This window comes from Sedimentibacter hydroxybenzoicus DSM 7310 (genome assembly GCF_013403245.1).
Classification (GTDB): domain Bacteria; phylum Bacillota; class Clostridia; order Tissierellales; family Sedimentibacteraceae; genus Sedimentibacter; species Sedimentibacter hydroxybenzoicus.
This window is the reverse complement of record NZ_JACBNQ010000002.1, coordinates 216,983-230,850: the sequence shown is the minus strand read 5'-3', so window position 1 is coordinate 230,850 and position 13,868 is coordinate 216,983. Positions and strand designations below refer to the sequence as shown.

Sequence of the window (13,868 nt, the reverse complement as noted above, 5' to 3'; positions counted from 1 at the left end):
TACATTATGAAGAACTTAAATAAAAAAAATAATAATAACCTCGTATTGCTTTTATTAGGCCGCGGGGTGTCCGATATGGGCGCGAGCATTCAGATGATTGTCATGCCGTTATACATCATTGATATTGGAGGTTCGGCTGCTACTGTCGGCTTGTACTCTTTTCTGTCCCTGGCAACTGTTTTTGTTTATCCGATGGCCGGTGTGCTGGGGGATAGATTAAACCGGAAGACAATCATGGTATCAACAGATTTTGCCAGCGCAGGTGTTGTCCTAATGCTGTCTGCCTGTGCTTATTACAAATTAATCAGCCTGCCAATATTGCTGATTGCACAAGTATTAATTGCCACTCTGAACGGAATTTTTGATCCTGCTACAAAAGGGATGGTACCGCAAATTGTAGAGCACTCACAATTGACAAAGGCTAACTCCGTAATTTCGGCACTCAGGACAACATCGGTTTTACTTGGCTCTGCAATCGGCTCCATGCTGTATGTGAACCTTGGGGTCACAGTGCTATTCTTACTCAATGGCATTTCCTTCTTTCTGTCCGGATGCAGCGAGATGTTTATTTCATATCAGCATATCAGAAGCAATAATGATGGAAAAAGCCTTGGTATGTTATCTGATTTGATGGATGGAATCAGATTTATATTACAAAACAAAATTATTGGAAAGCTGTGCGTATATTTTTTGATTACTTATGCCTTAGTACAGCCTATATTTAATGTTGTTTTGCCAGTTTTTTTCAGAAGCAGCTTGAGCTATTCCGATGTACAATATGGTTATCTTCAAATGTTTGTTATTACCGGTGCGTTATTGGGAAGCATCCTTGTTGGAGTGTTATTTGGCAAAGGACATCAGGTAAAAAAATCGCTTTTCACCGGCTGCACATTAATGGTAATAGTTTTATCTTTATTGACGACACTAATATTCCCATTCTTTATAAGCCTTTTTGGTAACAATACGACAGCATATTTTTTACTGCTTTCGGGAGCACTTTGTCTTTTAAGTGCCGTACTGATGCTTATTCACATTCCGGTGCAAACATATATTCAAATGTCTACACCAAATGAATATATGTCTCGTATATTCTCAATAGTAGGTATGATTACCAAAGGCGGGATGCCGTTGGGCGCATTACTTTACGGAGTAATTCTTGAAAAGGTTGCTGTTCATTGGACGATGCTGTTCACCACGCTGCTGACTATGCTAATTTCTGCCTTTTTCTTAATATCAGTATCAAAAATGCAAGTCAAATAGATAAATATTACTGACATATAACAAACTGACAGGGAACTAAATGTTCCCTTGAAGGCTGTTATGATAATATTATTCCTTTTCCTATCGATTGTGCCTTTTTCAAGAGCGATTCTGATCTTTCAATAAATTGCTCTATGGTTTCACCTTCATATTCAACTATGGAGCAGCATATGCTTAATTTGCTTTCATAATTTAAGCTGTAATTTTCTATCTCCATCTTAATTCTTTCCATCATAATTTTAGCAATATCTAAGTCTACATTATTTAGTATAATAGTAAACTTATCATTTCCATACCTTCCGACCACATCTATTTTACGTGCATTTGAGCTTAATATTTTAGCAACATCCTGAAGCATGATATCCGCTTTTTGCATGCCGAATAATAAATTTATTTTCTTAAAATCGTCTATATCTATTGTTATAAGACAGAAGTTTATTCCTTCTTCTTTATAATTTGTAACACTGCTCTTTATACACTCATTAATAAATTGAAAATTATAAAGCTTAGTCAGCGGATCAACATTTGCCCTTGATTTTAATTCATTTTCCAAAAATTTGATTTCTCTGTTTTTTTCAAGCTGTAGTTTCTTTGCTTGCTTTTGCTCGGTTAAATCCTGCATTGCAAGATAGAATGTATCATCCTTAAAACCAAATATACTGAACCTTACATATTTTTCGATGCCTGTAACATATTGCTCGATAATTTTGTGATCGCTGGTCATTGCAGCTTCACTTAATATTTGGGGCCAGTTAAATATGGAATCCACAATCACCGGGTAAACCTCTGTCATTCCTTTATTTAATATTTCCTCAACCGGCCTTCCTGTTATGGCTTCTGACTGTTTGTTTGCATAGATTGCTACAATGTCTATTTTCCCTGAATCTTTTCTTACTATTTTACACTGTACTATACCATCTGATATATATTCAGCGAATTCCTTCATACAAACCCCCTATAATTTTAGAATTTTTTCAATAACCTTTTTTACTGTGTCGTAGTCAAAACCTCTATAAATTAGATGATTCGACAATTTACCGCTTTTTTTTCGGGTATCTTCTTCATTGATTGATTTTAGTTTCTTCAATCCTAATTCATATGCTCTTTCAAACTCTTCTTCATCGGAAATTTCTTTGAGCTTGTCATCGGTTATTTCTCTATCTACCCCTTTATCATATAATTCTTGTGCTATTCTTCTTTTACCGTATTTAGCACCGTTAATCCTTGAGTTAACCAAGCAATCACAATAATATTCATCATTTATATATCCGCGGTTCTTTAATTTCTCAATTGCCCTGTCAATAAGTTCAAGGTCATAGCCCTTGTCCAACATTTTTTCTTTAAGCTGCTTTTCACTTTTTAAACTTCTTGATAGAGCGACTAAACCATAATTATAAACATTTATTTCTTCCTCTGATTTTAATATGTCCTCAATAAATTCATCACTCAATTCCATATTCTTTGTCAATGAATATTTAATTAAAATATTTAAATCAATACCAAAGCCAAAACTGTCGTCTATGTATACATTTACTCTGTCTTTGTTTTTTTTCTGGTATTCTATCTTTGTAATTTTTTTCATAAATACCTCTTAATCAGATATTATTTATTTTATCACATAGGTCGACTTTTGGCAACTTGTGTCAAAAAATATCAAGCAATATGCAAGTATATGACCCAAATTTGTAAGCAAACGGCAAAAAACCCTGATTTTGTGTCGGTTGCTCATGCTGTATGCGAAATTTGGCATCAGTCATTTATGCTGCAAGTGCAAAAATGTCATTCTCAGATTTAGTCTAAGAATGACATCATATTTATAATAATATTATTTTTTATTCAGATTTTTCGCCGTTTCTCTTAATTTTAATTCTTCTTCATCCGTTGTTTCATCCAAAGATAAACTATGAACAACCTTATTTCCTTTGCAATCTACTGAAATAAAGGTAATGAAGCCATCGACCGGCGTTGTCTTCGCCAACTCTGTGGTCATTTTTGTATACACTACAATACTGGATTTCCCTAAATGAACAACCTTACTTGTAAATGTGACTATATCGCCTTTATCAACAGGGCTTCTGAACAATAAACCGTGTATGTTCAAGCATACTACATGTTTAGGATCTCCCAAAGTTGATGCTGCCGCAACGAATGCCGATTCTACAAACCACTCTGCTGTCCTTCCCGCAAATAAAGTACCGTGATGATTTAACTCTTCTGATTTAACTAATCTTGAACAAATATATTTCTTCATAAATACCTCTTTTTATATCGTTGAACTTAAATTCTTATTATGCCACATTACAAGCATAGGTCCTGCTAAGCAAACTGTTGAATAACATCCGCTTATAACCCCTACGAACATTGGTATAGAAAATGTCTTTATTGATTCTATATTATAAAGAAAAGCGAGGAAATATACTATCAAAATACTTATAGCCGTTGTAGCACTTGTATTTATTGATCTTGATAATGATTGATTTATACTTACATCCACTAATTCCTCAAATGATTTTTTTGTATAATAAGGCTGATTTTCTCTTATACGGTCATAAATAACTATTGTATCGTTTATTGAATAACCTATAATAGTTAAAGTTACAGCTATGAATGAATCATTAATAGGCATTTTTAAAATTGTAAATACAAAGAATACAACCAATACATCATGCAGCATAGCTATAAGTCCTATAACGCCTGCAGATAAACCTGAGAGCCTTTGAAATCTGAACCTTACATATAGTATAATAAATATGGAAGTAAGCCCTATTGCTATCATACCATTGGTTAAGAATCTTTTACCTATGAACGGCTCAACTACGTTTGATTCAGCCAATGTAATATTTGAATTTGGAAATTCCTTCTTTAAAGCTTTTTCTAATTCACCCTGCTCGCTTGCTTCAAGTCCTGAATTTCCTGAAAGATTCAACACTAATTTTTTACTTTGGGTCACCAAATCTTCAGTTATCTGAACCTCAGTATTTCTGTTTAATACTTCAGTTGATATATTTTCTGCCTTTATTGTATCCATTTCACCTTCGAAAGAATACTTAAGGATTGCCCCGCCTTTAAATTGAATTGACAAATTAACTCCGTTTACAAATATCGAGATTATACCTGCCAACATAATTATCAATGAAATAGTAAAGAATATTTTTCTTTTCTCATAAAATTTGATCATTTATTTTGCCTCCTTTACTTTCATTCCATAAAGGGATTTTTTTGAAAATGCATCATTCATACAAAGCGATTTTGTCATAAGCCTAGAAGCAGAAACACCTGACAAAAAGTTTAATACACAACCTACCATAAGCGTGTAACCAAATGACAGCATGGAACCTGTTCCAAAAATCATCATTATTACTGCCGCTGCTATAGTTGTTATATTACCGTCAAACACTGCTGAAAAAGCCCTTTTATATCCTGTATCAATAGAGTATCCTAAAGACCTGCCTTCGTTTAATTCTTCTTTTATTCTCTCTGATATTATAACGTTGGCATCAACACCCATGCCTATTGATAGAATTATACCTGCAATACCCGTAAGTGTAAGTGTTATCTGTGGTATTGAAAGTGCCAGCATCTGGACAGACACCTGCAAAAGCAATGCTAAGCACGCTATTACACCTAATAGCCTATAGTATACAATCATAAACAAACACACAAATATAAAAGCAATAATACCGGCTTTAACCATAACGTTCAAAGCACCTGAACCCATCGTAGGAGTTATGGTACTGTGATTTTTTGATAGCAGTGAAAACGGAAGCGCACCTGAATTAATTTTATCCGATAACGCCTTTGCTTCCTCTACGCTTCTAATATTCTCAATAACAGCATTTCCTCCTGTTATTTTGTTGTTAACATACGGTGCAGAAATTAATGTTTCATCCATATAAATTGACATCTGTTGATTTATAAGCTTTTCCGTGGCATCAGCAAATTGCTTAGCACCTGTATCGGTAAAGGTTAAAGTAACAACAGGTTGATTTGTTCTGTTGTCTAATTGTACCTGACTTTCCTTAACCTCTTTACCTTCAACCATAATATTTCCTTCAGGATCTCTGAATGTAAGCTTAGCAGTTTCTCCAAGCTCTGCTATTGCTTTTTGAGGGTTAAAATCGGTTTCTCCGGATTTCCAGGGAAATCTGACTATTATATGACCGCTGTTTTTATCAACCGTTATTTCTCTGTCTAAAATATTCTGAGCATCCATTCTTGTTTCCATTATTATTCTTGCGGATTCAAGCTCGCTTTCAGTAGGCGGTCTGTCAAGATTAGCAGGCTCAAATACGGCCTCCACTCCGCCCCTTATATCAATTCCAAATCTTATATCCTTCATTCCTCTTACATTAAATGAACCTGCGTGTATACCAAAAACGGCTACAAATACTACGCAGATAATAAAAAGCATAACAGGAATATACATGTGTTTATTAATTCTCATTTTTTTCTCCTTTGAAAAAATCGAAAGAATAATGATAAATAATAAATTAAATCATTATTCTCTTTATTAGCTTATTTTACTTTTTTTCACTTGTCAACCTTAACATTATATTTACAGATAAATATATTACTATTATAACTAAAAATATGGCGGACATTCCCATACCCATAAGCTTTAAGGAATTAATTACATTTATATTCATATTTAACCTCCTACATTAGTCCCGGAACAAGACCGATTATTACACCACCTGCTATAACCGATGCAATCTGACCTGACACATTGGCTCCGACAGCATGCATCAACAAGTGATTTTGAGAGTCTGCTTCAAGTCCCATTTTTTGAATTACTCTTGAAGACATCGGGAATGCAGAAATACCTGCTGCTCCAACCATAGGATTAATTTTTTCTTTAAGGAACAGATTTAAGAATTTGGCAAACAATGCTCCTGCCATTGTATCAAAAATAAATGCCAATAAACCCAGACCCATAATCAGCAATGTGTTAAGTGATATAAATACATCTGCTTTCATACTTGCTGAAATAGTAATTCCAAGAAGTAATGTGATTAAGTTTACTAAATCCTTTTGCGCTGTTTCCGACAGAGATCTTAAAACTCCGCATTCCCTTATTAAATTACCAAACATCAAAAATCCAACAAGCGCTATTGATGCAGGTGCTACTAAGCCGGCGATAATTGTAACTACTATGGGGAATAACAACCTTGTCATTCTTGATACACTTTTAGGATTATATTTCATTTTTATCTTTCTGTCTTTTTCTGTAGTGCATATTTTTATAGCAAATGGCTGAATTATTGGTACAAGAGCCATATATGAATACGCTGCTACCGCTATGGGTCCGATATAATTACTTTTCAGCACCTGAGAAACCAATATAGATGTCGGTCCGTCCGCAGCTCCTATTATACCGATTGCTGCTGCATCATGTATAGGAAACTTTAACAATGACGCAACTGTTATTGTTGCAAAAATACCGAATTGTGCCGCAGCACCAAACAATAACAATCTTGGATTTGATAAAAGCGGACCAAAGTCAATCATAGCTCCGATTCCTATAAAAAGTAACAGCGGCATCATTTCTGATGATTCAATACCAACCTCAAATAACCAATCAATAATTCCATGAACCTCCCCTATGCCCGGCAATATCTGATTTAAAACTCCCGACATCGGAATATTCACCAATATTGCTCCAAATCCCATAGGAAGCAAAAGTGCCGGTTCCAACTCTTTAGCTATAGCTAAATAAATCAGTATACCGCCTATTATCCACATTAAAATTTGTTGCCATGTAATTTGTGTAATACCTTGAACTAAAAATTCCATTTTCTGCTCCTTGTAGTATATTCCTGAGTATTCTAATACATAAAATAATTCTAAGCAATTATTCACAATGCGAAGAATTATTCATTTTCTTTCGAATTCAGCTTAATTAGCTACTATTTAGTTATTCTATCCCTCAATCACTCCTGTATTCTAACAAATACTAATCAGACCGCTAAAAATGCAAGGACATTGTTTATCCCTGCATTTTTCAACCTTTTTCTGCAAATACATATTCTGTTTTGTATCCGTTATCTTTCATGCCTATCGTAATATTTTGCTCTTTTTCATTTATTTTAATTGTTACTTCTGCTTGCTTGTTTTTCAAAAGCGAAGCAGCAATTTCCTTCGTTAATGTAACTCCTCTTTCAGATAATAATTTATCTTCCTTCCACAAGGAGAATCTGCAAGAAGGAAAATTTCTATATCCTGCACAAAAAAAACTTTTTTTGCTTTCAAAAATTTCTCTGCCGCATCTTGGACATGTGCCAATAATCTCTCTTTTACTTTTCTTTCCTGTTTGTTCAAAGCTTACATTTTTGGTTGAGCTTATTTTGCCCTCGTTTATAATTTCAGCCACATATTTTTTTATATCCACAATAAAGTCCTTGGACGAACTTTCCTTCTTGGCTATTTTACCTAATTCACTTTCCCATTCACCTGTTAAATCAGGTTTTTTAAGCTTGTCATGAACAATTTCTATAAGCTGTATACCATTTTGCGTTGGAATTAAGTTTTTCTTATTTCTCTTAATGTAACCGACAGATATGAGCTTTTCTATGATACCGGCTCTCGTTGCAGGAGTACCTAAACCGATTGATTTCATTTCCTCTCTTAATTTTTCATCCTCAATCTGTTTTCCTGCTGTTTCCATAGCCGTGAGTAAAGTTGCCTCCGTATATGGCTTGGGAGGAGATGTTTTTTTTGTTAAAACCTTTATTTCCTTAGGCGTTATTTTATCTCCCTCCATAAGGTTTATATTTATCTCGCCATCCTCCGACTCTTCCTTAACCTTGCCGAGCATTATATCTTCCACCTCCTTCCAGCCGGGAATTACAATCTTCTTTCCTCTCGCTTTAAATTTTTCTTTGTCTATATTCAGCTCAATGTCAGTTTGATCGTATTCCTGCTTTCTGTCCAATACAGCTATAAACCGGGCAACTATCAGTCTTAAAATATTAGCTTCTCTTTCCGGAAGTTTGATATTATAAACATTTCGTATGTTAGGCGTAACTATAATGGCATGGTGATCAGTTACCTTTGAATCGTCAATAACTCTTTTATCAGCATTTATTTTTTGTTTGATAATTTTATCCACACAATATTTTGCATCTTCAGAATCCTTCCACCCATCCTTTATATTCTGCAGTAAGACTGCTAATTTTGGCTTCATATCCTTTGTTAAATATCTTGAATCGGTTCTCGGATAAGTTGCTAATTTATATTTTTCATATAAATTTTGTGCTGCATCCAAGGTTTGCTCCGCCGAATACCCATATCTTTTATTGCCGTCCCTTTGCAGCTCAGTCAAGTCATACAGCAATGGACGTTCTGTTGTTGCTCTCTTAGTGTTTAATTTTGTGATGGTTCCTTCCTTGCCTCTGCATCTTTCGGCTATTGCTTCTGCTTTTTCCAAATCATCAATTCGAGTGACCTTCTTATTGAACCAGGTAGCCGTAAACATTTCACAGTCTGCGGCAACTTCATAAAAAGGCTGCGAAACAAAATTATCTATTTCCTTTTGCCTTGCTACTATCAGTGATAAGGTTGGAGTCTGAACCCTGCCTATTGTGAGCATACGATTGTATTTAACGGTAAACAATCGGGTAGCGTTAATTCCCACCAGCCAGTCCGCTTCCGAACGCGCCCTAGCTGATTGATACAGAGGAAAATATTCCTTATTATCCTTAAGGTTATTAAAACCCTCAGCTATTGCTTCATCAGTCATACTGCTTATCCATAATCTTTTTACAGGCTTTGTACATCCTGCATTTACATATACATAACCAAAAATCAGCTGACCTTCGCGACCGGCATCCGTTGCACATATTAATTCATCAACGTCATCTCTGTTCATGAGAGATTTTACAATTTCATACTGTTTTTTTGTAGATTCGTTGACAGAATATTTAAATTGCTTTGGAAAAATTGGCAAATCATTAATGTTCCAAGCCTTGTACCTAGAATCATATTCTTCGGGATATGAAAGCTGAATTAAATGTCCCACGCACCATGTAATTATGTATTCCTCTCCCTGTATATATCCGTCTCTTGATTGCTTAATGTTTAAAACCCCGGCTATATCCTTAGCCACTGAAGGCTTTTCGGTAACTATTAATTTCATAAAAATCTTCCTTTTTTAACCTATTGCCAAAATATTATAGCATAGGATTATTAATTTGTCCATTTTTTCAAGTTATTGACGCATATCTTAAAGCATATGCCATTTGACAAACTCTTACCTCAATGTCAACCCCAACTTTTCATTAACAAGATTTATACACCCACATATAATAAAAACATCATTAAAATTGGGGGGTTATTATTTGAAAGAGAGACATTTTTTTGCAGGAAGTAACGCATCTAAAGGATTATCAAGCTATTTTGAATCAATTTTAAATCCGGAAAAATTAAATCGGCTATACATCCTCAAGGGAGGACCGGGAGTAGGAAAAAGTTCATTTATGAAAAAATTTGCAGATAAGATGAAAGAAAAGAATTATTCCGTAGATTATATACATTGCGCCAGTGACAACGACAGCTTAGACGGTATAATCATACACGAGCTGAAAGTTGCTTTCGTTGACGGAACAGCACCTCATACGATTGACCCGGTTCTTCCCGGTGCTGCAGATGAAATCCTTAATTTAGGTGAATTCCTCGATGGAGAGCAATTACAAAAACATAAATGTCAAATTATCAGGATAAACCAAAACAAATCTTTTCTTTACAAAAGCGCATTCAAGTATTTTCAGGCAGCCGCAATTATATCCGAAGAAATTAATTCCTTATACGACCAATTTATAGATAATAAAAAGTTTAATGAAATGTGCAATCAAGTAATAAATAAACTATTCCCTGTTTATTTTTGGTCCGATAACAAAGGAAAAACTGTTAATATGTTCTCCGAAGCTTATACGGCAAATGGATTTATAAGCTATACTCCGACACTTTACCAGAATAAAAAAGTTTGGGCTGTTGTCGGCGAGGATACTAATTACACCTCAAAATTATTAAGTATAATAGCTGATGAGGCCGTAAAAAGAGGATATGATATCGAATGCTGTTACAGACCATTGGCAGCAGAAAAATTGCAGCACCTTTGTATTCCTGAAATGAATTTGATGATAATCAGCACTGAAAATCCAATGCACAATGGATATGAAGAAATTTTTGATATTCATGAATTTATGGATCCGGATAAATTAAAAGCTCACATTTCTGAAATAGAAAACAACCTGTACCTGCATGATTTATTAATTAACAAGGCACTTGATAAATTAAATGAGGCTAAAAAGCAGCATCAGCTTTTAGAAGTATTTTATATTAACGGCATGGACTTTGATGGAGTTAACAATGTTTTTGATAATACCTTAAATAAGTACATATGAGGAATTTCCTCGTACTTAATTCCAAGGAGGTATATTTATGATTTTAACTTCTCTTCACTATCTTTATATAGTTATGGTAGTGATTATACTGGGTATTATGCTTATGAAAAAGGATATTGTTATCCCATGTATTATAGGTATTTTTGCAATGGGTTATCTTTATTCGGGAAATGCTGTTTTTGCCATCCAATCCATATTTAATGCCATTATTTATTCCGGCAGCGAATTTTGGGGCATTATTGTTATTATTTCACTGGTTGTGGCAATGTCTAAAGGATTGCAGGAAATCGGCTCCGACGTTTTAATTATGTCACCGATTAAAAAGGTTATGATTAACCCGTCAATGGCATTCTGGGCTGTAGGTCTGACCATGATGATTATATCATGGCTGGTATGGCCAAGTCCGGCGGTTCCTTTAGTAGGAGCAGTCCTGCTTCCTGCGGCGGTTGCTACCGGCCTGCCCATATTGTATGTTGCCGTTGCCATGAACCTGTTTGGACACGGTGTTGCATTATCAAGTGACTTCTTTATTCAGGGGGCGCCCACCATAACCGCATCAGGTGCAGGAATCGAGGCAGCAGAAGTAATATCTGCATCCGTTCCCATTTGGTTTGCCATGTCGGCAGTAACCATAGCCGTTGCATTCTTTATGATGAGAAAGGATTTGAAAAGAAATCCTACTCTGTTCCAGCCTGTAGCAATGAATGAAGCAGTTGAAGTTAAAAAAATGAAAAGTACAAAATTCATTTCATTCTTAACTCCTATTGCATTTTTAATCGATATAGCCGCAATGTTGAAGTATGATCTGGCAGGCGGAGATGCAACAGCACTTGTTGGAGGAACTGCAATTCTGATAATGCTTATAACCGTTTTGACTTCCTTTCCAATCAAGGTAGGCTTTGACAAAATTGTTGATTATATCAAGGAAGGTTTTAAGTTTGGAATTACAGTATTTGCACCTGTTATATTTATTGCGGGATTTTTCTTCATAGGAAATGAAGGCGGAGCAATCGCTGTATTTGGAGAAGGTGCTCCCGGAATACTCAATGACATCAGTATATCCTTATCCCAGAGCATCCAGATGAATAAGCTGACGACAATTTTAACCCAGACAACGGTAGCAATAATCACAGGACTTGACGGCTCCGGTTTCTCGGGACTTCCGATTGTAGGCACCTTAGCATACACATTCTCCAACATAATTGACATCAACATGGCGGGACTGGCTGCTTTAGGTCAGGTTATCACCGTGTGGGTAGACGGAGGAACCATAATTCCTTGGGCTGTTATTCCTGTTGCGGCAATTTGTAATGTAAGCCCACAGGAGTTGGCAAGAAAGAATTTAATTCCGGTTCTCTGCGGAATCGCAGCAGCAATAATAGTAGCATTATTTATATTGTAAAAAAATACAGAGGTTATGCTATTACTTCATAAAAGATAACAGCATAATCTCTCTAAGTAATACACGGTTTAATCCAAATATTATAATAATTTAAATTGTTTCTTAATTATACTTTTATTTATAGATTATTACAATATATGTGTTTGTTTATTATTGCCGTTAATCGGTAATTTTTCATCCTAAGTGTTTATTAACGTTAAAAACTGAGATTTTTCGCTGACGCTCAGAATGACAGAGAACGTAAGATGTTGGTATATTTATGGCAATACAAAAACAAATTATATTATTTATTTAGCTTATCGAAAATGCAAATCATTTTTATCGAATTGTTTTGTTTTCATTTCTTTTCATTTGCTTTTTACGACTCGTGCACTTTTTTCACATTACAGGAATAACTATTATAGTTTCCTCATCATTTAGCGAGGTATGAAATGAATATACTGGTTGCAGAAATCCTTTGGAATCAAGCATATAATCTAATACTACTTCAGTTATATGAATTGTCTTAATATTGTTTGATAAATTGCTTAACTTAAATTTCCCGGTTTTTAATTTTTCATAAGCCTCTACTTCGCTAATAATTTCTATATCTTTTACTTTTTTATAGGTAACTAAATTATTCGATATATATTTAATTTCATCATCCCTGTAATATGTACATAACAAAATCCCATTTACCCAAGAATCATCTTTTCTTTTCATATCAACAGTCCATTTATAAGTTCCCGTCCCTGATGAACTTAACGTTGCACTTGCAGGAACATTTATACCATACTGTTTTAATTTTTTTATTAAAACATCATTTTCAACATTCGCTGCTTTTTCTTCGTCTAAATAAGAAAATTTACTGTATCTATAACTTCCATCTAAATAATTGACCCAAATATTATATGACGGTTCTCCTCTAATCCAATAAATAGAAGTATCACTATAGTCAATTGTTTCAAAATTATCTAATTTTATATTTAAATTTTCATAGAAATCTATAGCAAATTTTTTTGCTGTTTCTCTGTTGTGCGTTGGTGCTTTATATATAGGAACTTTCACTTTGTCACTGCTAAGTTCTAAATCTGTAAAAATTTCTGCATTTCTCATATTAACTCTATAATTATATGAAAATGACAGATTTCCGTACTCACGCAAATTATAATAAGCAAAAATCCCAATAAAAATAACTAATGTAACTACCGTTGGAAAAAGATACATAAAAATATTTAACCCATTGTTCTTTTTTTTATGTAACATTTCAGAAATACTCATTTTAATACTATATCCAATAGCTGTTCCTAAAATGTTATTAAAAATATCGTCTAAATCGAAAATACCAAACCCGGTTAAATACTGCAGGCATTCAATTGTTACGGTAATCATAAGACCCACAAATAGGGTGCACAGCATATTATTAAATCTTTTATTCATTAAGGGCAAAAGAATTCCTATAGGTACAAATATTAATATATTTAAAATAATAAACTGCCAATTTCTTTGATTAAAAGAATTCCAAGCTTCCATGTATGTACTTAAAAAGTGTAAATTCACACTTCTATAAATACCAGAACTCCTATTTAAAAAGGTAACTCCTATAACCATACTTATATATCCGATAAACATTACAACAACCATTAATTGTTTTTTATTAATCTTTTTACTACCGCCTATTTTTTTTTTATAAACAATAAAATAACCAATATACATTATTATGGACAACACCAAGACTACAGTGATCCCAAATAAAAAATTCCTTTTTATTATATTTATTATCTCGCTAATCCTCATAGTTTTTACCTCTTCTCTTTTAGAATATT

Annotated in this window: 12 protein-coding genes; 3 read left to right on the top strand and 9 right to left on the bottom strand. The window is 34.2% G+C overall.

All coding sequences use genetic code 11. The features are described 5' to 3' along the window. The first annotated feature begins 6 nt into the window (after positions 1 to 6). Entirely contained in the window at positions 7 to 1,260 is a 1,254-nt protein-coding gene (locus tag HZF24_RS03660) for an MFS transporter (RefSeq protein ID WP_179236915.1), read from the top strand. A gap of 58 nt (positions 1,261 to 1,318) precedes the next feature. Here the strand turns inward: HZF24_RS03660 and HZF24_RS03655 are convergent, their stop codons facing one another. The 8 genes from HZF24_RS03655 to HZF24_RS03630 form a co-directional block, all read right to left on the bottom strand. Continuing rightward, a complete protein-coding gene (locus HZF24_RS03655; RefSeq protein ID WP_179236914.1) occupies positions 1,319 to 2,206 on the bottom strand; it encodes a GGDEF domain-containing protein in 888 nt (295 codons plus the stop codon). Between the two features lie 9 nt (positions 2,207 to 2,215). Further along, on the bottom strand, positions 2,216 to 2,842 hold the full coding sequence (locus tag HZF24_RS03650) for a regulatory protein RecX (RefSeq protein ID WP_179236913.1): 627 nt from the start codon (positions 2,840 to 2,842) through the stop codon (positions 2,216 to 2,218). Positions 2,843 to 3,085: 243 nt separating this feature from the next. Further along, complete coding sequence (locus HZF24_RS03645; RefSeq protein WP_179236912.1) at positions 3,086 to 3,511, bottom strand: acyl-CoA thioesterase; 426 nt, start codon at positions 3,509 to 3,511, stop codon at positions 3,086 to 3,088. 12 nt (positions 3,512 to 3,523) lie between these two features. Further along, positions 3,524 to 4,438, bottom strand: coding sequence for a protein translocase subunit SecF (gene secF / locus HZF24_RS19335; protein WP_322790714.1), 915 nt, complete (start codon positions 4,436 to 4,438; stop codon positions 3,524 to 3,526). Next, the gene (gene secD, locus HZF24_RS19330; RefSeq protein ID WP_322790713.1) at positions 4,439 to 5,704 is read right to left on the bottom strand and encodes a protein translocase subunit SecD; all 1,266 of its coding nucleotides are present in this window, start codon (positions 5,702 to 5,704) and stop codon (positions 4,439 to 4,441) included. Positions 5,705 to 5,780: 76 nt separating this feature from the next. After that, complete coding sequence (locus HZF24_RS19170; protein WP_281372241.1) at positions 5,781 to 5,906, bottom strand: OadG-related small transporter subunit; 126 nt, start codon at positions 5,904 to 5,906, stop codon at positions 5,781 to 5,783. A 10-nt stretch (positions 5,907 to 5,916) separates the two neighbouring features. Then, complete coding sequence (locus tag HZF24_RS03635; protein WP_179236911.1) at positions 5,917 to 7,053, bottom strand: sodium ion-translocating decarboxylase subunit beta; 1,137 nt, start codon at positions 7,051 to 7,053, stop codon at positions 5,917 to 5,919. A 208-nt stretch (positions 7,054 to 7,261) separates the two neighbouring features. After that, the gene (locus HZF24_RS03630; protein WP_179236910.1) at positions 7,262 to 9,394 is read right to left on the bottom strand and encodes a DNA topoisomerase 3; all 2,133 of its coding nucleotides are present in this window, start codon (positions 9,392 to 9,394) and stop codon (positions 7,262 to 7,264) included. Positions 9,395 to 9,596: 202 nt separating this feature from the next. Here HZF24_RS03630 and HZF24_RS03625 point away from each other — a divergent pair, with 202 nt between their 5' ends. Both HZF24_RS03625 and HZF24_RS03620 read left to right on the top strand, forming a co-directional pair. Then, positions 9,597 to 10,661 (top strand): P-loop NTPase fold protein, encoded by a 1,065-nt coding sequence (locus HZF24_RS03625; protein WP_179236909.1) that lies wholly within the window; start codon positions 9,597 to 9,599, stop codon positions 10,659 to 10,661. 37 nt (positions 10,662 to 10,698) lie between these two features. Beyond that, positions 10,699 to 12,063 carry a hypothetical protein gene (locus HZF24_RS03620; RefSeq protein ID WP_179236908.1) on the top strand — a complete coding sequence of 455 codons (1,365 nt, stop codon included), beginning with the start codon at positions 10,699 to 10,701 and terminating at the stop codon, positions 12,061 to 12,063. Between the two features lie 378 nt (positions 12,064 to 12,441). On the opposite strand, the gene HZF24_RS03615 is transcribed toward HZF24_RS03620, so the two are convergent. Beyond that, positions 12,442 to 13,839, bottom strand: coding sequence for a VanZ family protein (locus HZF24_RS03615; protein ID WP_179236907.1), 1,398 nt, complete (start codon positions 13,837 to 13,839; stop codon positions 12,442 to 12,444). Positions 13,840 to 13,868 lie beyond the last annotated feature (29 nt).